This is a genomic window from Humibacter soli, assembly GCF_054779035.1.
In genome coordinates this window covers 67,596-86,348 of sequence record NZ_BAAGYX010000003.1, presented here as the reverse complement: position 1 = coordinate 86,348, position 18,753 = coordinate 67,596, and the positions used below count along the sequence as shown (strand labels likewise).

The 18,753-nt window shown below is 64.5% G+C and carries 23 protein-coding genes; 16 read left to right on the top strand and 7 right to left on the bottom strand.

What is annotated here, in order from left to right:
• Positions 1–19 precede the first annotated feature (19 nt).
• Both ACYVDN_RS17415 and ACYVDN_RS17410 read right to left on the bottom strand, forming a co-directional pair.
• Entirely contained in the window at positions 20–757 is a 738-nt protein-coding gene (locus tag ACYVDN_RS17415; protein ID WP_460573718.1) for an SDR family NAD(P)-dependent oxidoreductase, read from the bottom strand.
• Between the two features lie 43 nt (positions 758–800).
• The gene (locus ACYVDN_RS17410) at positions 801–1,526 is read right to left on the bottom strand and encodes an SDR family oxidoreductase (protein ID WP_460573716.1); all 726 of its coding nucleotides are present in this window, start codon (positions 1,524–1,526) and stop codon (positions 801–803) included.
• Positions 1,527–1,679: 153 nt separating this feature from the next.
• Here ACYVDN_RS17410 and ACYVDN_RS17405 point away from each other — a divergent pair, with 153 nt between their 5' ends.
• From ACYVDN_RS17405 to ACYVDN_RS17370, 8 genes are all read left to right on the top strand, one after another.
• Entirely contained in the window at positions 1,680–2,498 is an 819-nt protein-coding gene (locus ACYVDN_RS17405; RefSeq protein WP_460573714.1) for a sugar phosphate isomerase/epimerase family protein, read from the top strand.
• Positions 2,495–3,475, top strand: a complete 981-nt coding sequence (locus ACYVDN_RS17400; protein WP_460573712.1) for a Gfo/Idh/MocA family protein — start codon at positions 2,495–2,497, stop codon at positions 3,473–3,475. Before ACYVDN_RS17405 ends, ACYVDN_RS17400 begins: the two co-directional genes overlap by 4 nt.
• 82 nt (positions 3,476–3,557) lie before the next feature.
• Positions 3,558–4,811 carry an ABC transporter substrate-binding protein gene (locus ACYVDN_RS17395; RefSeq protein ID WP_460573710.1) on the top strand — a complete coding sequence of 418 codons (1,254 nt, stop codon included), beginning with the start codon at positions 3,558–3,560 and terminating at the stop codon, positions 4,809–4,811.
• An 83-nt stretch (positions 4,812–4,894) separates the two neighbouring features.
• Positions 4,895–5,722, top strand: a complete 828-nt coding sequence (locus tag ACYVDN_RS17390; RefSeq protein ID WP_460573709.1) for a carbohydrate ABC transporter permease — start codon at positions 4,895–4,897, stop codon at positions 5,720–5,722.
• Positions 5,715–6,611 (top strand): carbohydrate ABC transporter permease, encoded by an 897-nt coding sequence (locus ACYVDN_RS17385; protein ID WP_460573707.1) that lies wholly within the window; start codon positions 5,715–5,717, stop codon positions 6,609–6,611. Before ACYVDN_RS17390 ends, ACYVDN_RS17385 begins: the two co-directional genes overlap by 8 nt.
• Positions 6,611–8,164: an alpha-L-fucosidase gene (locus tag ACYVDN_RS17380; RefSeq protein ID WP_460573705.1), complete on the top strand. Its 1,554-nt coding sequence runs from the start codon at positions 6,611–6,613 to the stop codon at positions 8,162–8,164. The genes ACYVDN_RS17385 and ACYVDN_RS17380 overlap by 1 nt, the downstream gene beginning before the upstream one ends.
• Positions 8,165–8,269: 105 nt before the next feature.
• On the top strand, positions 8,270–9,337 hold the full coding sequence (locus tag ACYVDN_RS17375) for an aldo/keto reductase family protein (RefSeq protein ID WP_460573703.1): 1,068 nt from the start codon (positions 8,270–8,272) through the stop codon (positions 9,335–9,337).
• A gap of 10 nt (positions 9,338–9,347) precedes the next feature.
• The gene (locus ACYVDN_RS17370; protein WP_460573701.1) at positions 9,348–9,761 is read left to right on the top strand and encodes an RbsD/FucU family protein; all 414 of its coding nucleotides are present in this window, start codon (positions 9,348–9,350) and stop codon (positions 9,759–9,761) included.
• Here the strand turns inward: ACYVDN_RS17370 and ACYVDN_RS17365 are convergent.
• Complete coding sequence (locus ACYVDN_RS17365; RefSeq protein ID WP_460573699.1) at positions 9,758–10,762, bottom strand: LacI family DNA-binding transcriptional regulator; 1,005 nt, start codon at positions 10,760–10,762, stop codon at positions 9,758–9,760. The genes ACYVDN_RS17370 and ACYVDN_RS17365 overlap by 4 nt on opposite strands.
• 260 nt (positions 10,763–11,022) lie before the next feature.
• Between ACYVDN_RS17365 and rpsF the strand changes: the two genes are divergently transcribed.
• The 6 genes from rpsF (at position 11,023) to ACYVDN_RS17335 (ending at position 15,167) form a co-directional block, all read left to right on the top strand.
• The gene (gene rpsF / locus ACYVDN_RS17360; RefSeq protein ID WP_460573698.1) at positions 11,023–11,385 is read left to right on the top strand and encodes a 30S ribosomal protein S6; all 363 of its coding nucleotides are present in this window, start codon (positions 11,023–11,025) and stop codon (positions 11,383–11,385) included.
• A 4-nt stretch (positions 11,386–11,389) separates the two neighbouring features.
• Complete coding sequence (locus ACYVDN_RS17355) at positions 11,390–11,881, top strand: single-stranded DNA-binding protein (protein WP_460573696.1); 492 nt, start codon at positions 11,390–11,392, stop codon at positions 11,879–11,881.
• Positions 11,882–11,952: 71 nt separating this feature from the next.
• Positions 11,953–12,216, top strand: coding sequence for a 30S ribosomal protein S18 (gene rpsR / locus ACYVDN_RS17350; protein WP_325450948.1), 264 nt, complete (start codon positions 11,953–11,955; stop codon positions 12,214–12,216).
• Positions 12,217–12,225: 9 nt separating this feature from the next.
• Complete coding sequence (gene rplI, locus ACYVDN_RS17345) at positions 12,226–12,678, top strand: bL9 family ribosomal protein (RefSeq protein ID WP_460573693.1); 453 nt, start codon at positions 12,226–12,228, stop codon at positions 12,676–12,678.
• 580 nt (positions 12,679–13,258) lie between these two features.
• A complete protein-coding gene (gene dnaB, locus ACYVDN_RS17340; protein ID WP_460573891.1) occupies positions 13,259–14,632 on the top strand; it encodes a replicative DNA helicase in 1,374 nt (457 codons plus the stop codon).
• Between the two features lie 181 nt (positions 14,633–14,813).
• The gene (locus ACYVDN_RS17335) at positions 14,814–15,167 is read left to right on the top strand and encodes a VOC family protein (protein ID WP_460573691.1); all 354 of its coding nucleotides are present in this window, start codon (positions 14,814–14,816) and stop codon (positions 15,165–15,167) included.
• Between the two features lie 37 nt (positions 15,168–15,204).
• Here the strand turns inward: ACYVDN_RS17335 and ACYVDN_RS17330 are convergent, their stop codons facing one another.
• Together ACYVDN_RS17330 and ACYVDN_RS17325 are read right to left on the bottom strand one after the other, a co-directional pair.
• Positions 15,205–15,669 (bottom strand): VOC family protein, encoded by a 465-nt coding sequence (locus ACYVDN_RS17330; RefSeq protein WP_460573689.1) that lies wholly within the window; start codon positions 15,667–15,669, stop codon positions 15,205–15,207.
• A gap of 15 nt (positions 15,670–15,684) precedes the next feature.
• On the bottom strand, positions 15,685–16,026 hold the full coding sequence (locus ACYVDN_RS17325; protein WP_460573687.1) for an NIPSNAP family protein: 342 nt from the start codon (positions 16,024–16,026) through the stop codon (positions 15,685–15,687).
• Positions 16,027–16,170: 144 nt separating this feature from the next.
• Here ACYVDN_RS17325 and ACYVDN_RS17320 point away from each other — a divergent pair, with 144 nt between their 5' ends.
• A complete protein-coding gene (locus ACYVDN_RS17320; RefSeq protein WP_460573686.1) occupies positions 16,171–16,935 on the top strand; it encodes an SDR family NAD(P)-dependent oxidoreductase in 765 nt (254 codons plus the stop codon).
• A 44-nt stretch (positions 16,936–16,979) separates the two neighbouring features.
• Here ACYVDN_RS17320 and ACYVDN_RS17315 read toward each other — a convergent pair whose 3' ends face one another.
• Positions 16,980–17,366 (bottom strand): hypothetical protein, encoded by a 387-nt coding sequence (locus ACYVDN_RS17315; RefSeq protein ID WP_460573685.1) that lies wholly within the window; start codon positions 17,364–17,366, stop codon positions 16,980–16,982.
• Between the two features lie 278 nt (positions 17,367–17,644).
• On the opposite strand from ACYVDN_RS17315, the gene ACYVDN_RS17310 reads away from it, so the two are divergent.
• Positions 17,645–18,088, top strand: a complete 444-nt coding sequence (locus ACYVDN_RS17310) for a hypothetical protein (RefSeq protein WP_460573683.1) — start codon at positions 17,645–17,647, stop codon at positions 18,086–18,088.
• 46 nt (positions 18,089–18,134) lie between these two features.
• Here ACYVDN_RS17310 and ACYVDN_RS17305 read toward each other — a convergent pair whose 3' ends face one another.
• A complete protein-coding gene (locus ACYVDN_RS17305) occupies positions 18,135–18,716 on the bottom strand; it encodes a TetR/AcrR family transcriptional regulator (RefSeq protein ID WP_460573681.1) in 582 nt (193 codons plus the stop codon).
• Between the last annotated feature and the right edge of the window lie 37 nt (positions 18,717–18,753).

Here is an 18,753-nt window from a genome sequence, read left to right as displayed (position 1 = left end):
GGACAGGGGATCTCGTGGATCAGTGGAACGCCGCGCCACCGTTCAGCGCGACCACTGCCCCAGAGGCGAAGCTCCCGGGCGCCGATGCGAGATATAAGGCTGCTTCGGCGACATCGGCCGGAACGCCAGGCCGGCCGATCGGGATGCCGGCGATCGTGGCCTGCTGGTCGGCGAGGGGTGTGAAACGCTCGTGGAACGGCGTCTCGAGAATCAGACCGGGAGCGATGGCGGTGACGGCGATGCCGCGTGGGCCGAGCTCTTTGGCAAGTGCGCGGGTGAGGCCTTCCACTCCTGCCTTCGCGGCCGCGTAGGCGGTTGCGCCAGAGCCGCCACCGTTGTGGGCGGCGAGCGAGGAGATGCTGATGATGCGACCGCCCTCCGTCATGTGCGGGAGGGCCGCCCGTACGCACGAGAAGACACTGGTCAGGTTGAGGTCGATGACGCGATGCCAGTGGTCGTCGCTCATCTCCGCCACGGCGACTCGGTCGACGAGACCACCTGCGTTGTTGACGAGTACATCGATCCGCCCGCCGAGCGACTGCGCCAGCTGATCGATGACTCGCGTCACCTCGTCCGGGGTGGTGGCATCCATGCGGGAGGAGACGACACCCTCGCGTTCGCTCAATGCGGTCGGGACGGGGCGCTCGTGGGTGGTGATCGCAACATGAGCGCCTTCGTCGGCGAAGGCTTCTGCAATGCCGAGTCCGATGCCCGTGGCTCCACCGGTGACGAGGACGGTCCGGTCTGTGAATCTCATGACGATGAAACTTTCTGATCGTGGATGGTTGATGTGTTTCGGGTCATGGGCGCGCCGGCGCCATGACCACCTCGGAGACAACGGCGCGAGGCGGTAGAGACAAGATCGTCATGCAGACGGCCGCGACGTCGCCGGGCTGGAGCGCCCAGTCGAGTTCGCCCGGAGCGGGCGGCTGAGGGCGGTGTCGCACGAAGTCGGTCGCGATGAGGCCAGGGTAGACGGTGCTCACTCGCACTCCATCGCCCGACGACTCGAGCATGGTCGCTCGCGCCAACGCGCCGAGACCGGCCTTGCTCGCCTGGTAGGCCGCGCCAGAGAGATCCGCGGTACGGGCGGCGGTCGAGGCGATGTGCACGATATGACCGTCCTGCTGCCGCTGGAATATCGGCAGCACGGCTTGCGTGAGCACGAAGGCGGCGGTCAGGTTCACATCGATCACCGTGCGCCACGCTTGCTCGTCGAGCTGATCGAGCCGCCGCGTACGGATGTTGATTCCGACCGTGTTCACGAGAGCATCGACACCGGCTGCCGCCTCGCACAGCTCGGCGATCGAGCTCTGGACCTGGGCTGCTTCGAGGGCATCGGCCACAGCGATGGTCGCTCGACCGCCGCGAGCCTCGATTCGAGAAGCCAACGATTCCAACTCGACACGTCGTCGACCGAGAAGGAGGACATGCCCTCCTGCCTCGGCAGCAGCCGATGCAACACTCGCGCCAACACCACCTGTGGCCCCTGCGATCAGGACACGGCGTCCATTCCACTCGATCATCGGTCTCCTCCTGCCACATGGCTGCCAGGCCACCGGGCAAGCGATGGCCGTCCTTGACTGTAGCGAATCGTTTCGCTACTCTCCCATTATTCCCGCCCCAAAACGTGTTGACACGTGCCGCATGGGCGCCAACAAGACCGAAGGAGTTCGTTGATGTCGTTTCGCGCCAGCTGGACCGTCTTCACCAAACCGTGGCGTACTGCGACGCTTGAGGAGCTCGGGGAGCTGGTCGGCCGAATGGGATTCGATGCGGTCGAACTGCCCGTGCGCCCCGGCTACCAGGTGCAGCCCGAGAACATTCAAGCGGGGCTTCCGGATGCCGTTCGGCGTCTTGGCGCGTTGGGTGTTGCGGTCACCAGCATCGCCTCCGGGACTGATGAGACGGTGTTCGCGGCCTGTGCGGACGCCGGGGTGAATGTCATCCGCATCATGGTGCCGGTCTCATCCGATGGCTATGTCGCGACTGATGACCAGATCCGACGAGAGCTTGATATCTTGACCGCCCGGGCCGAGCGGTTCGGCGTCCGGGTGGGCATCCAACCTCACCACGACGACTTCGTCGCCGACTCGTCGGAGCTGCACGCTCTGCTGAAGGACTACGATCCACGGTTCATCGGAGCCATCTGGGACGCAGCGCACGACGCCCTCGCGCGCAAGCGACCGGAGAACGGCCTCGAGCGGGTATGGCCGTGGCTCATCATGGCCAATCTCAAGAGCGCGCGGTACTCACGTTCTGAATCCGCATCCGCATGGGGAGATGCGATCTGGGAGCCCGAGTTCGTCGAGTCGCAGTTCGGGATGGCCGAGTGGGGTCGAGCGCTGGCGTATCTGGCCGAGCGTGAGTGGACGGGGCCGATCTGCCTGACGGCGGAGTACACCGACGAGTCGAACCTCGTCGCCAAGACATCCGCCGATCTGCAACGCGCACGCGCGTTGGCGACCGAGGCGATCACGATCGGAGCACGCCGATGACCGAGCGCACGGTGAGGGTGGCCGTCGTCGGCGCCGGCCAGATGGCGAATCTGGTGCACTACCCGTCGCTGGCATCCATCGACGACGTCGAGATCGTCGGTGTGTGCGATCTGGACGAAGCGCGGCGCAACGAGACCGCAGACCGCTGGGGCGTTTCGGGCCGCTATGCCGACTGGGTTGCAATGGTGGAGGAGACCCGTCCTGACGCGGTCTACGTCATCGGGCCACCCGAGATGATGTATGGCATCTGGTGCGCCTGCCTTGAGCGCGGGCTCGATCTCTTCGTCGAGAAGCCGCTCGGCCTGACGGCGCACCAGGCGCGCACTCTCGCGCGGCTGGCGCGCGAGAACGACTGCATCACGCAGGTCGGCTTTCAGCGCCGCAACTCGCCCCTGCTCGGGTGGATGCTCGACGGCGCTCACGCGCACGGCGACGTCGTTCACGCGGTCTGCCGGTTCTACAAGAACGACATCCGCCCGATGTCGATCGCCAGGGATCACATGATGGATGACGGCGTTCATGCGATCGACACGTTGCGGCACCTCTGCGGCGGTGAGGTCGTCGCCGTCACCGATGTGACCCGCCGTGTCGTCGTTGATGACATCAACTTCATCACCGCAACGCTTCAATTCGACACGGGAGCGGTCGGCATCCTCGTGAACAGCTGGACCAGCGGGCGGCGCACCTTCGGGGTCGAGGTGCACGCGCCCGGGTTCATGGCGGAAGGCGACCTCGAGACCGAGGCCACGATCTGGACGGCGGAAGGGCCGTCCACGCTCGAAGCGGCGGAGGCGGCGGGATCGAGCGAGCTCTATCGCCTCGGCGGATTCCGCTCGAAGAGCGCCGAGTTCATCGATGCGGTACGCACTCGCCGACCGGCATCGTCCGACTTCGCGGATGCTCTCAAAACGATGCTCATCGCCGAAACGATTCTGGCCCACGCGCTCACTGGCGAGAGAGAAGCGCTCGCCAGCTAGTCCCGCGGGCGTCCGCCGGGCGCCGAGGGATGCAATCACACGCGTCGCAACGTTGCGACGCACCACTCAAGGAGGAGCACAGATGAACAAGACAAGGATGGGGCGATCCGCAATGGCGATCGTCACAGCGGGAGCCCTCGCTCTGGGTCTCGCTGCATGTTCGAGCGGTGGCAACTCATCGTCCGGTCTCGACGGCGACACTCTGAAGATGTACACGTGGATCGGTGGAAAGCCGGACAAGCAGCAGTGGACCGATTACATCGCGGGCGGCAAACATGCCAACCCGGATGTCAAGGTGAGCTTCTCCGGCCCGCCCATCACGGACTACTACACGAAGCTCCCCACCGTGATGAAGGGAAGCGACGCGCCGTGCCTCGTGACGTTCCAGAACGGTCGAGTCAACCCCTATGTCGCCGGCTTGGAGCCATTGGATGACTGGGTCAAGAAGAACAATGTCGATCTGAGCGCCTACAGCTCGGCGATGCTCGATCAGTTCAAGGTCGACGGCAAGCTCTACGCGCTGCCCTTCAATGCCGGCCCCAACGTGGTCTTCTACAACAAGAAGCTCTTCAAGGACGCCGGTGTTCCGGAGCCGACGGGCGACTGGACGAGGGCTGATTTCGTGAAGACCGCCCAGGCTCTGACGAAGAACGGCGTCGAGGGCTTCGCTATCGGGCAGGGTTCGACGCCCCTCAACGTCTTGATGGCGGCGGACGGTCGTCCGTACGCCGACGCGAAGGGCGCGAAGCTCGACGACAAGAACTACGCCGACGCTCTGCAGTTCCTGGTCGACCTCGCCAACAAATACAAGGTTGCGAAGCCGCTCGAGGCTGGCGGCAGCTTCCCCGACATCGATGCCTTCAGCACTGGCCAGGCAGCTATGGACATGGAAGGCCTGTGGGACCTGCAGCACGAACAGCAGGTGCTGGGCAAGGACAACGTCGGCATCGCCGTCATCCCCACCAGCAAGGAGGGAAAGTCCAAGGGCTTCATCACCGGTTCGGGTTTCGGCATGACGAAGACCTGCGGCAACAAGCAGAAGGCATTTGATGCGATCGAGGCGATGACGAGCAAGTCCGGCCTCGAGTACGTGACGAAGTCGCAGGCATCGGTGCCGGCGCGGGTCGACGCCATCGACGCATGGGCGCAGAACGCCGGCTCGCCCCAGTTCGCCGACGTCGTGAAGCAGATGACAGCGGACGCGACGCCTTCGCCGGTTCCGAACAACCAGGGCCAGCTCGACACGCTCCTCACTCAGTACGAGGTGAACGCGTTCTCCGGTAAGAACACGCCCGCCCAGGTGCTGCAGCAGGTGAAGTCCGGCCTAGGCCAATGACCTCGTCTCGTCTCGACCGCCCGGGGGGTCGGCTTCGCCGCCGGCCCCTCGGGGGTCCCCCCTGGGTGGGATGGACGTTCGTCATGCCGGGTCTTGTCGGCCTGGCGCTGTTCATCATCATTCCGCAGATAGCGTCGCTCGTACTCGGCTTCACGACGACCACGCTGCTGGGCGGCGTCGAGTTCACCGGTGCCGCCAACTTCGTGCGGCTGTTCCACGACTCCCGCTTCCTGACGAGCCTCGGCGTCACGGCGATCTTCGTCGTGACCTACGTGCCGTTGAACATCGCGCTCTCGCTGGCGATGGCGCTGTGGCTCAAGACCAGGATCGTCGGTCGCAACTGGCTTCGCGTCATCTTCCTCATCCCTGCCCTGTCGCCGATGGTGGCGAACGCGGCAGTGTTCCGCCTTCTCTTCCAGAAGGACGGCGCGGTCAACCAGATACTCGGCATGGTCGGGATACCCCCGATTCCGTGGCTCAGCGATGGTGGCTGGGCGCTCACGCTCGTCATCGGTGTCTCGCTCTGGCAGTCGTTCGGCTACAACATGATCGTGCTCGGCGCGGGTATCGACTCCATCAATCCGGATGTCGTCTCCGCGTCGCGTATCGACGGAGCCGGACGCTTCCGCCGGCTGTTCTCGATCACGGTGCCGCTCATCAGCCCCGCGCTGTTCTTCGCCACGGTTCTGACGGTGATCGGGGCATGGCAGACCTTCGCACAGGCCTACGTGATCACCGGTGGCGGTCCCGGCGACAGCACGCTGACGATCATGCTGTACCTGTACGAGACCGCATTCACCAACAACGAGTTGGGCTACGCATCGGCGATCGCGACCGTTTTGTTCCTGATCATCGCGGTCTTCACGCTCCTCCAGATCTGGGGGCAGAGAAGGTGGGTTCACTATGACTGATCGGACTCTTCAGGCTCCCGCGACTCGCACTCTCCGTGCCGCTCCCACGATGAGCCGCAGGCGGCGGCTGCGCCCGCTGGGGATCACGCTCAATTCTCTGGTCGCGTGGGCAGTTGCGCTGGTCTTCCTCTTCCCGCTCATCTGGACCTTCTTCACGGCCCTCAAGCCCGCGGACGAGGTGTTCGGTTCGAGCATCTCCTTCATCGGTTCGAAGGTGCTGTGGTCGAACTTCGTGGACGCCTGGGTGCAGGTCGACTTCGGCCAGCTCATGCTGAACAGCTTGATCGTCGCGGCGATCTCGACCACGCTCACCCTGGTGGTTGCCACCCTCACCGCATTCGCGTTCTCGCGACTGCAGTTCCGTGGCAGGGACGGGATCTTCGTGCTGTTCGTCATCACGCTGACCCTGCCGAGCGAGGTAGCTGTGGTGCCGCTGTACATGGGATTCGATCAGGTCAATCTCGTCGACACATGGGTGGCCCTGATCCTGCCAGGACTGTTCGGCGCCTTCGGCGCGTTCTTGCTGCGACAGTTCATGTTGCAGATCCCGGCCGAGCTGGAGGAGGCGGCGCGCATCGACGGGGCCTCGACGTGGCGCATCCTGACCAGGATCATCATCCCGTTGGTGCGGCCTGCGCTCTCTGTGCTTGCGATCTTCGCCTTCCTCGGCAGCTGGAACAGCTTCCTGTGGCCGTTGATCATCCTGAACAGCTCGAACAAGTGGACGATCCCGATCGGTATCGCGGGGTTCACCACGCAGACAGGAACCCAGTGGCAGCTGCTGATGGCAGCGTGCATCATGACCATTGCGCCGGTCGTGATCGTCGTGGCCATCGCGCAGCGCCAGCTGGTGGCTGCGATCGGCGCGGGCGCATTCGGAGGTCGATGATGGAACAGCTCGAACCGTTGGATCCCAGCACATTGCCGGATCCGGTCGATATCTCGGACAACACCGATGCGTTGGCAGCCGTGGATACCGTGATCGCGGCAGGCCCCTACGACGCCACGTGGGAGTCGCTGTCGGGATATCGGCCGCCGCGCTGGTTCGGCGAGGCGCGTTTCGGGATCTTCTTGCACTGGGGCGCATACTCCGTTCCCGCGTTCGACAACGAGTGGTACCCGCGAACGATGTACCGCGAGGGCAGCCCCGCGTTCACGCACCACCGTGAGACCTACGGCACGCAGGACGAGTTCGGCTACAAAGACCTGATACCGCACTTCCGCATGGAGAAGTTCGATCCGGCTAAGTGGGCCGCTCTGTTTCGACGAGCCGGGGCGCAATACGTCGTCCCCGTCGCGGAGCATCACGACGGCTACGCCATGTACGACACCGCGCGCTCGCGATGGAAGGCGCCGACAGTCGGCCCGCATCGCGACGTGCTCGGTGACTTGTTGCGTGCAGTCGATGAGGCGTGGATGATCCGCGGGGCATCCACCCACCGCGCCGAGCACTGGTTCTTCATGAACGGCGGGATGACGTTCGACTCCGATGTGCAGGACCCGGCGTTCACCGACCTCTATGGTCCGGCCTCGCGCAAGGAGATCAGCCCGACCGAGCGGTTCCTCGAGGACTGGCTGTTGCGCACGGTCGAGATCATCGATGGCTATCGGCCCCAGATCCTGTATTTCGACACTGGGATCGAGGAGCCCTCGTTCGAGCCGTACTTGCGTCGTCTCGCGGCCTATTACTACAACCGTGCCGCCGAGTGGGGCCGCGAGGTCGTCATCAACTACAAGTGGGACGCGTTGCGGCCGGGAACCGGGGTTCTCGACATCGAGCGCGGAACCATGGGCGGCATCCAGTCGACGGTCTGGCAGAACGACACGTCGGTGTCACGCAGTTCATGGAGCTGGGTTGAGCACCACGACTACAAGAGTGCCGACGAGCTGCTCGCGGAGCTCGCTGATGTCGTATCGAAGAACGGCAACCTGCTGCTGAACGTCGGTCCGAGACCGGATGGCACCATCGCTGAGGCCGAGATCGCGCTGCTGGAGCAGATCGGCGACTGGCTCGCGGTGAACGGTGAAGCGATCTACGGAACCACACCGTGGGTCGTCTTCGGCGAGGGACCGACCGAGCCGGCCGCGGGCTCGTTCGCCGATGGCGCTGCCGCGAGCTACACGGGCCAGGATGTCCGTTTCACGACGATGACGGAGGTCGGGCACGACTACGTTTACGCCATCGCGATGACGGCACCCGTCGACGGGCGGATGCGCATCCGCAGTTTCGGTGCAGGTTCGCGGCTCCTCGACCGAAGCATCATCGACATACGGGTACTGGGCCAGACCGCCCAGATCGAGTGGTCTCGTGGGGAGGCGTACCTCGAGGTCGTGATTCCTCCGGAGGCGATCCTGGCCGCGGGAGGACCCGTGGTGCGGATCGAGCTGGAACCGCCCGCCCTACCAGAGCGGATCGACTTCTTCCACGGAAAGTGGATCTAGGCGAGACCCGTCGCGAATCGTTACCGAGGCGCCACTTTCGGCCTCGTCGACCGTCTTCCCTAGCGTGAGACGAAACGTTTCAGTCCATAAAAGGAGATTCTTAGCGTGTTAAGCACTGACCCCTCGACGGTGCCGGCTCGGCGCCTGCGTTCCGGGGCATCCATACCGGCCATCGGCATGGGAACATTCGGCTCCGACCGGTATGACGCCGAGGAGGTCTCCGGTGCCGTCGCCGGCGCGTTGCGGAGCGGCTATCGTCTGGTCGACTGCGCGAGTGTCTACGGCAACGAAGTCGAGATCGGCGAGATTTTGCGCAAGGCCTTCCAGGAAGTCGCACCGAGGCGGGACTTCTTCGTCATGTCGAAGGTCTGGAATGACGCACATGCGCCGGAGGACGCGATCGCCTCGGTGCGGCGCTCGGTGGAGGAGCTTCAGGTCGGGTATCTCGATGCGGTGTTCATCCACTGGCCGTTCCCGAACAGCCATGCGCCGTTCGCGGACGTTGCTGACCGGGACCCGATGGCGCGGCCGTACATCCATTCCGAGTACATGGCGATGTGGCACGCGCTTGAGACGCTCGTGGATGAGGGACTGGTGCGGCACCTCGGCACGTCGAATGTGACCGTTCCGAAGCTGCGGGGGGTTCTCGAAGACGCTCGCATCAAGCCTGCCCTGAACGAGATGGAGCTGCACCCCTGTTTCCAGCAGCCCGAGCTGTTCCAGTTCTGTCTTGACCATGAGATCCAGCCGGTCGGATACTCGCCGTTGGGCTCTCCATCGCGACCGGAGCGAGACCGGACCGGCGACGACCTCGCCGACATCGAGCAGCCGGTCGTGCAGGCGATCGCACGAGCGCACGGTGTGCATCCTGCCCTGATCTGCCTGAAGTGGGCGGTTGCGCGTGGGCAGATTCCCATTCCGTTCTCGGTGAAGGAAGGGCAGTACACGGCGAACCTCTCGACCGTCACGCAAGACCCCCTGACCCCGGAGGAGATCGAGGCTCTGCGCTCGGTCGACCGCAACAGCAGGCTCATCAAGGGGCAGGTTTTCCTGTGGCCAGGGGCCGAATCGTGGTTGGACCTGTGGGACGTCGATGGCACGATCCCCGGCTGGGACGGCTACGTGGCCGCACAGACGGTCGGCTCGACGATGACCCGCGACGCGATCGCCTGAGGGACACGACATGCTCAGATACGACCTCATCCATCCGCAGCTGATCGAGGGACTGGCTGCGGCTGGTCACGGATCACGGGTGCTGCTCGCCGACGGCAACTATCCGTACTCGACGACGGCGAGTCCTCAGACTCGGATCGTGTACCTCAACCTGGCGCCCGGAGTGCTTACCGTCGCCGACATCCTGCCCGTGCTCACGACGGCCGTGAACTTCGAGAGCGCGGCAGTGATGAAGGCCCCGGAAGGCGTTGAGACGCCGGCGCAGGACGACTACCGGAAGCTCCTCGGCCCGGCCATGCCGTTCGAGAGGGTGGAGCGGTTCGAGTTCTATGACCTCGTGCGATCTCCCGAGGTGGGGTTGATCGTGGCGACGGGAGAAGAGCGGCTCTACGCGAACCTTCTGCTGACGATCGGCCTGCGCTAAGCGGCAGGGTTCTCCAGGCGAGCGACCGATCCGCCGGCTACGAGCCGAGGCCTCAGGGTCTCGATGGTGCTCTGGCTCGGCGGATCGCTCTGGGTCAACCGCCCCTGGATGAGCTGAGCTGCTCGCGTGCCGATCTCCTCGACGGGCTGCGCGATCACGGTGAGGCGCGGGACCGTGGCTTGCGCGAGCTCAAGGCCGTCGAAGCCGACCATGGAGATGTCACGGCCCAGCCGAAGACCGGACTCGTTGAGTGCGATGAGTGCGCCGAGCGTCAGCTCGTAGTTCGTGCAGAACACCGCTGTGGGGCGATCCCGCGTGGACAGCAGGCTCCCCATCGCCTCGTAGCCGGTGTGCATGACCAGCGGCCCGCTTCTGTCCAGGTCCTCCTCGAGGGTGTGCCCGGACAGCGTGAGCTCCTCGCGGAACCCGCTGGCGCGCAAGCGCATCGTCGACACAGCGGGGTCGCCGCCGATCAGGGCTACTCGAGTGTGGCCGTGATCGAGGATGTGCCGCGCGGCCATCACCCCGGCGCCGACGTTGTCGAGGAATACCGCATCGGTGTCGAGTTCCTCGGCATCCCAGTCGATGATCACGACCGGCATGCGCCCCGTCGCGTATTGGAGTGCCGGCAGGTCGTGCGGCGAGGGGACGGCGATGATTCCGTCCACCATCTTGCCGAGCAGAAGCTCGACTGCCTTCTCCTGCGGCGTGGGACTCGAGGCGACGATGACGCTGATGCCTGCATCCCTCAGGGCCGTCTCGACGCTCGCGATGATCGTGAGGTGGAAATCGTTGTTCAGTACGGGAAGAACGACGCCGACCGTGCCCGATCGCTGAAGGCGGAGGCCGCGACCGAAGCCGTTCGGTCGATAGTCGAGCAGCGCGACAGCCGAGCCGATGGCCTTGCGATTGTCCTCGAGAAGATTGCCGCCGTTGAAGTACTTGGAGATGGTGGAGAGAGACAGGCCGGTCTCGCGCTGAATGTCTTTGTAGCTGACCAACCGCGGCCCTTCTCTTTTGAATCAATCGAGCGCTTCAGCACCGAAGTTGCGCAAACTCTAGACTAGTCGGCCACCGACATCCCGTTCTCGACTGACACCCTGTTGCGATGGAGGCGAATTGCCTGATGGGAAGCCAGTCGGCTATCATTACCAGGTTGTCTGCCGACCGGACGCCCGTCCGACGAGGCGGATGACGATGCACATACCCTCCTGCTGCAGAAATACTGCAGCCGTTCTAGTCCAGAGGAGGTGGGTTAGTCATGCATCAGTACGAGTTGATGGTCATCCTCGATCCCGAGATCGATGAGCGCACCGTTGCTCCCAGCCTTGACAAGTTCCTCAACGTGATCCGCACGGATGGTGGAACCGTCGACAAGGTCGACATCTGGGGCAAGCGCCGCCTGGCTTACGAGATCAACAAGAAGGCCGAGGGCATCTACGCCGTCGTCGACTTCACGGCGAACTCGGATGCCACGCAGGAGCTCGACCGCCAGCTGAACCTCTCCGAAGCCGTCATGCGCACCAAGGTGCTGCGTGCCGAGGAGGCCATCGCCCAGGTCGCCGCCGCTGCAAAGCGTGCCGACGAGAAGGCGGCCCGCAAGGCCGACAAGGCGAGCGCCTAGTCCCATGGCAGGCGAGACCATCATCACCGTGGTGGGCAACCTCACGGCCGACCCGGAGCTGCGGTACACGCAGAACGGGCTGGCGGTTGCCAACTTCACCATCGCATCCACTCCCCGCACCTTCGACCGCGCGGCGAACGAGTGGAAGGATGGCGAGGCTCTGTTCCTGCGCGCGAGCGTCTGGCGTGATTTCGCCGAGCACGTCGCCGGTTCATTGACCAAGGGCTCGCGGGTCATCGCTACCGGGCGGCTCAAGCAGCGCTCGTACGAGACGAAGGAAGGCGAGCGACGCACCTCGATCGAGCTCGAGATCGATGAGATCGGGCCGTCGCTGCGTTACGCCACCGCGTCTGTCACGCGTGCTCAGTCGTCGGGAGGCGGCCGCATCGGCGGTGGCCCCAGCGACGACCAGTGGGCTCCCTCAACCCCTTCGTCCGAGTCGAGCGCCGACGTGTGGAACTCGCCGGGCAGCTTCAACGAAGAGACCCCCTTCTAATAAGTCCCTGGTGGTCACGAGCCGGGCCGACGCCCTGCTCAACCACCGGTAATCACTAAGGAAAAGAAACCATGGCTGGAAAGTCGAGCGGCGACCGCCGCAAGCCGATCCGCAAGGGTAAGGACGGAAAGAACGCCGCTCCGGCGAAGACCGTCCACGTCGGCGTCATCGACTACAAGGACGTCGCGACCCTGCGCAAGTTCATCTCCGAGCGCGGCAAGATCCGCGCCCGCCGCATCACCGGTGTCTCCGTGCAGGAGCAGCGCCTCATCGCCAAGGCCGTCAAGAACGCCCGCGAGATGGCTCTTCTGCCCTACGCAGGCTCTGGCCGTTAGGAGTCACCCATGTCGAAACTCATTCTGACGCACGAGGTCTCCGGCCTCGGCTCTGCTGGCGACGTCGTCGATGTCAAGAACGGCTATGCCCGCAACTACCTCATTCCGCAGGGCTACGCGATCGCGTGGACCCGCGGTGGTGAGAAGCAGGTCGAGCAGATCAAGTCGGCGCGTGCCGCTCGCGAGCACGCGACGATCGAAGAGGCTCAGGACCTCAAGCTGAAGCTCGAGGCCACCAAGGTCAAGCTTGCCGTCAAGGCCGGCGCCGAGGGTCGCCTGTTCGGTTCGGTGAAGCCGGCCGACATCGCCGACGCTGTGCAGGCCGCCGGTCTCGGCTCGGTCGACAAGCGCAAGATCGAGCTCTCCGCTCCGATCAAGAACGTCGGCGTGCACGAGGCGACCATTCGCCTGCGCGACGACATCAACGCCACGATCACCCTTCAGGTGGTCGCAGCCAAGTAGTTCCGGGGGCGTCTGACGACGTACTCCTGGAGTCGCATGTAGCGGCGGGTTGTATGCCCGCCGCTACATGTGTTTAACGACCGCTTCGCGCTCATCTGAGCGTTGCCCTCAGGGTGCTCCGGCTACCATCCGGAGGCGTATTCCGCAACCTTTGTCCACACCTCGGGAGTGTCACTACGGGGCATTGCCACAGATATCCCACGAGTTTCTACACACAGGTGCGGGATAACTATTTTCCTGATCAAGCGAGATTTCGGGACAAAAGAATTTCGGTTATCCCCAGATTTACTCACACCTTCTGCACACGGCCCTCGGCGTTTCGCCCAGATTGTGCACAGAGTTATCCACAGGCCGAGTTGTGGCGGTGTGCAAGCACTCCCTAGTGTGAATCAGCGTCGTGAAGCGAGGGGTTCAAAGCCGCGGAAAGGGTCTTTGTCGGGGGTGACTGAGACCGTAGTAATGCACGGCCGGAAGCCATGGCGTCCTCGCCGGGCCGTGGGCACAACCGGCCCGCGACAGGGGCCACGAAAGAACACAACTCATGAGCGTCGGTGCGGCGCTGGGGGAACTGGAGGTCTGGGTGTCGATCGCTCACCTTGGTCTGGCAGACAGCCGGACGGCGCCCGAGGGTCGATCGCCGGAGCGTGTGCCTCCGCACGACCTGCTCGCCGAGCAGAGCGCGCTCGGCGGCATGCTGCTCAGCAAGGATGCCGTTGCCGACGTCGTCGAGACCGTGCGCGGTGGCGACTTCTACATCCCCAAGCACGAGGTCATCTTCGAGTCGATCCTGTCGCTGTACTCGCGCGGCGAGCCCACTGACGTCATCGCAGTCACCGACGAGCTGAGCAAGGTCGGCGATCTCAGCCGTGCCGGCGGACCGGAGTATCTGCACACCCTCACGAGCCTGGTGCCGACTGCTGCGAACGCGGGCTACTACGGCGAGATCGTCGCCGAGCGAGCGCTGCTCCGTCGTCTTGTCGAGGCCGGCACGCGTATCACGCAGATGGGCTACACGGGCGAGGGCGAAGTTCTCGACCTCGTGAACCAGGCGCAGGCCGAGATCTACTCGGTGACCGGGTCGACCGAGAGCGAGGACTACATCCCGCTCACGGACGCGGTCACCGTCGCGATAGACGAGATCGAGGCCGCCAAGCACAAGGACGGCACCATGACCGGCGTGCCGACAGGCTTCGCCGACCTGGATGACCTGACCAATGGTCTTCACCCAGGACAGATGGTCATCGTGGCCGCCCGTCCCGCACTGGGCAAGTCGACCCTTGCCCTCGACTTCGCAAGGGCCGCAGCGATCAAGCACGACCTGCCGACCATCTTCTTCTCCCTCGAGATGGGGCGCAGCGAGATCGCGATGCGTCTGCTCTCCGCCGAGGCATCCGTTCCGCTGCAGAACATGCGCAAGGGCACCGTCGACCAGCGAGACTGGACGACCATCGCCGCGACCAGGGGCCGCATCAACGACGCTCCCCTTTACATCGACGACAGCCCGAACATGACCCTGGTGGAGATCCGGGCGAAGTGCCGACGTCTCAAGCAGCGGGTTGGCCTCAAGATGGTCGTCATCGACTATCTGCAGCTCATGACGAGCGGCAAGCGAGTCGAGAGCCGCCAGCAGGAGGTCAGCGAGTTCTCACGTGCGCTCAAGCTGCTCGCGAAGGAGCTGCAGGTTCCGGTCGTCGCGCTCTCCCAGCTGAACCGAGGCCCCGAGCAGCGCTCAGACAAGCTGCCAGCCCTCTCCGACCTGCGTGAGTCGGGATCGATCGAGCAGGACGCCGACGTGGTCATCCTGCTGCACCGCGAGAGCGCCTACGAGAAGGACAACCCCCGCGCCGGCGAGGCCGACCTCATCGTCGCCAAGCACCGCAACGGACCGACTCGCACGGTGACCGTGGCGTTCCAGGGGCACTTCTCCCGGTTCGCAGACATGGCGGCGGGGTAGGCGGGCGCGGGTAGGTTCTGAGATGCGAGCCCCGGAAGCGGAGGTCTCGCCGGGATCAGCGGCGTTCTCGACCTTGAGATCGTTGCGGGCGAGCACCGGTATACGTTGACGTACTCGCTGGATTGACTGCTTCGAGCTCGCGTAGCCTTCCGAGATGACTAGTCGCATCGCTGCCATCTCCATGGTCGCCATCGACCCGCACATGGTCGCGGAGTTCTGGCGCGCCGCGCTCGGGTGGCGTCTCCTCCAATCAGACGCCACCGGTGCGGACATTGGGCCGGGGGACGGATCCGGATTCCGTATCGAGATCGGCCGGGTCGATGATCCGAAGATCGTGAAGAACCGGATACATCTCGACCTCCGATCCGACGGCACAAGCCAGGAAGAGGAGCTACAGCGCCTCGTGCGCCTGGGAGCCACGCGAATCGACGTAGGGCAGCCGGCGGATGCGACCTGGATCGTGCTCGCTGATCCCGAAGGCAATGAGTTCTGCCTGCTCCTGCGAAGTGTCCAAGAAGCAGTAGAAAGCGCGTAGACGTCGGCGGGACATGCGCTCGGCGCCGGTGAAGCGTCTACTTGTCGGCGAGCGGGTCCGATGGCCAGTGCTCGGGCGCCCAGTCACCGCTGGTGTCGGTGGTCTGTCCCACCTCGATCAGGTGGCCGTCGGGGTCACGGATGTAGCACCGGATCTCGTATTCGTGCTGTTTCGGCGGCGTCAGGAATTCGGCGCCGCGCGCACTCCATTCTGCGTACACGGACGCGATGTCCTTGACGCGGATATTGAGGAAGCTGCTGACCAGGTCGGGGTCGCTCGGGGTGGCAAGGGTGACGGTCGGCTTGTCGTCAGTCGGGCCTCCGCCGACATTGATGATGATCCAGGTGTTCGCCAGCGCGACGTATGTGAGTCCGCCCGGGCCGGAGTAGGCCACCCGGCCGCCGAGCACCTCGGTGTAGAAGCGTCGAGAGCGTTCGACATCGTTGGAGACGATGAAGTGGGCCAGCACGATCCCTTCGGGGGCCGGTGGGAGTTCAGACATGTCTACCTCCGTGAGTCAATTCAGTGGCGAATAGTCCGTGGGGCTCAGAAAGACAGACTCGAGGTGGTCGACGACCGGCCCGTTCTCTTCTGAGCGGGCCTTGACGGCGATCCATTCCGGGTCGCTCGTGAACGAATCCCACGAGGCCGTCGCAGTCTCTCGGCTCGGATGCGCGAGGAGATATACGAGGGTGTTCCCGGCCGCCTCGCCTTCGGTCGGGATGAAGTATCCGATGTTCTGGATGCCGTGCTTCTCGAACAGCGCCGTCGTGTGATTCCGGAACCTGGCCTCGAGATCGGGCAGCTTGCCCGGGTGCGTGTAGTAGGTGCGGAGTTCGAAGATGCGGGGGTCGGTCATTCGCCCATTCTGGTCCCAGTACACGCAGGCCGCAGACCTACATGAGGGATCGTCCGAACGCCCCGAGAGGTACACCGCTCTGTAGAGTCGGCGCACGAGGTACTCGCCCCGTACACACTCGGCCCTTCTCGAAGGAACAGACACATGACAGTGCTCGACAAGTTCTCGCTCAAGGGGCGCCGCGCTCTCGTCACGGGCGGTAATCGGGGTCTCGGATTCGAGCAGGTGCGCGCTCTCCATGAGGCCGGCGCGAGCGTCGTGTTCGTGTCCCGAGATGGCGCCGTCAACCGAGAGGCCTACGAGGCTCTTGGCTCCCCGGAAGACGTGCACCACCTGCAGGGAGACATCACCGCCGACGGGGCAGCGACCGAGATCGTCGGTCGAGCAGTTGAGGCTCTCGGCGGGCTCGACATCCTCGTCAACAACGCCGGTGCGTGCTTCCACATGCCTGCAACCGAGGTCCCGGACGAAGAATGGGACATCGTGATGAACCTCAACGTCAAGGCGCTGTTCAGGATGAGCGTCGCCGCTCATCCGCATCTCGCCGAAAGCGAGCATGCGGCCATCGTCAATATCGGATCGATGTCCGGCCTGATTGTGAACCGCCCCCAGATGCAGCCCGCGTACAACGCCTCGAAGGCAGCCGTGCACCATCTGACGAAGTCGCTCGCTGCGGAGTGGGCACCTCAGGGCATCCGCGTCAATGCCGTCGCGCCGGGTTACATCGCGACGGAGATGACCCCGCTGCACCGTCCGGAATTCCAGCGGTACTGGATCGAGGATGCGCCCATGGAACGAGCCGGCTCGGCCGACGAGGTCTCCCCCTCAGTGGTCTTCCTGGCGAGCGACGCTGCCTCGTTCATCACGGGGTCTGTTCTTGTCGCCGACGGCGGGTACTCCGTCTACTAGGGGTAGAAGCGGATGCTGCCGAATCAACGTTGAAGGCGCGGACGTTACATATGGCACACCGTCGCCGCGCCTACGTATGCCACCCGGCTCGCGATAGCACACACGACGATGACGGCCCCTAATCCCATGGCTGCCGCTGGTGAGGCGAGGAGGTGGTGATGGCGGCGATAGGCCACGGTGACAGTCGCGCACGCAACCAGGACAAGTGAAGCGGCGAGGGCAGCAGCGACGACCGCCTGCTCGAACGTGCACATCGTTGGGACACCTGGCCCGCTGCTGGCAGTGAGCTGGCCGGCCACAACCCAGATCACCTCAGCGCCTGCGAGCCCAAGAACGACGGCGACACCAAGAAGAAGAACCGACGCAATCAAGTCAGCGGCACCGGGCGCGGGACGGACGTCGCCAACACGCCCGGGGTCCGATTCATCCATAGGCCGACTGTATCGACGGCGCGCATTTCACCGGTCTGTCCATGCACAGGGTCGGACCGATCGGGCGTTGAGCGCTGACGCTGTGGACAGGAACGTGCCGGCGCGGCTGAATGGGAGTCATGCAGTTCTTTTCCGCACTGAGCGAGCCCGACGAGACGGAAGACCCGATCTGGTCCGCGCCGCCGTGGCTGCAGCCGCCGAGCGGGGAGATCCCGGCTCCGTTGGCCGTGTCGCGGATCCTTTCCCGTCGACCCGCCACTGCTGTGTCGCTCCGCCGGGTGGATGTCTACTCGAACGGCTGCTCGTTCCGCATCCAGGTCGACGCGCGCCGAGAGCGCGATATGGACCGGGACCGCTGGGAGGACATCATCGAAGCGTTCGAACCGCACCGGCGTTGGAACCGCGAGCGAAACAGCGGCCTCCGGCTCGGAGTCACTCTCTCCGACGGGCGAACCGCCACCGCCGATCGAGTGTGGCAGATGGAACTCGGTGCGGACGAAAACCCGGAAGGACCGATCCTCAGGCTCAATGATCGAGGCGGTGGAGGGTCGAGCCACGAGTACAGGACGGGCTTTCAGGCGTGGCTCTGGCCTCTGCCGCCGTCCGGGCCCGTGAAGCTCCACTATCAATGGAACGCGCTGGGCATCGACGAATCGGAGGTCGAGTTCGACGCGGCTGCGATAGTTGCCGCGGCGGCCGAGGTTATCCCGATCTGGGAGTGACGTCCCGCGCTCAAGTGGGTCCCAGCCACAGTCTCGGACCCGGAGTTCATGCAGGCGCAGCCGTCGCCTGAAGCCCATCGATGGCGAGTTGCGCGAAGCGCCGCGCGAACGACTCCTGCCGCCCGTTGCCTGCGGATGCCAGTCCGCGTCCGGCGAGGAGTAGCAGCAGTAGGTCATCCATGACGAAATCGGCACGCAGTCGGCCGGTTGCTTTCGCGCGATCAACCAGTCCGGCAAGCCTGGCGTAGAGGTCTTGCCGATGCTCTGCGAAGTCACTTGTCACCGAGTTGACCGAGGTGAACGCGGCCACGAACCCACGATTTTGCGAATTGAGCGCGGTGAGGCGACGAATGACGTCGGTGAGGCCGCGCCAGGGGTCGGGATCCGCGCATCCTTCGAGCACGATGGCGCGACAGGTGTGCAGCTCGAGCGCGAACGCGGCATCGATCAATGACTGCTTGGTCGGAAAGCGCCGATAGAGCGTCGCTGGACCGACGTGTGCCGCGCGGGCGATCTCTCGCATCCCCACGTCGAGCCCCATCGTCGCGAACAATGAGCGGGCGGCGGCGAGGATGCGGTCCCGATTGTCTTGCGCGTCAACGCGCAACTGAGTCACTTCTGCGGTCATGTGCTTCACATCCTCGAAGTGGACGGGGGCGTCCATT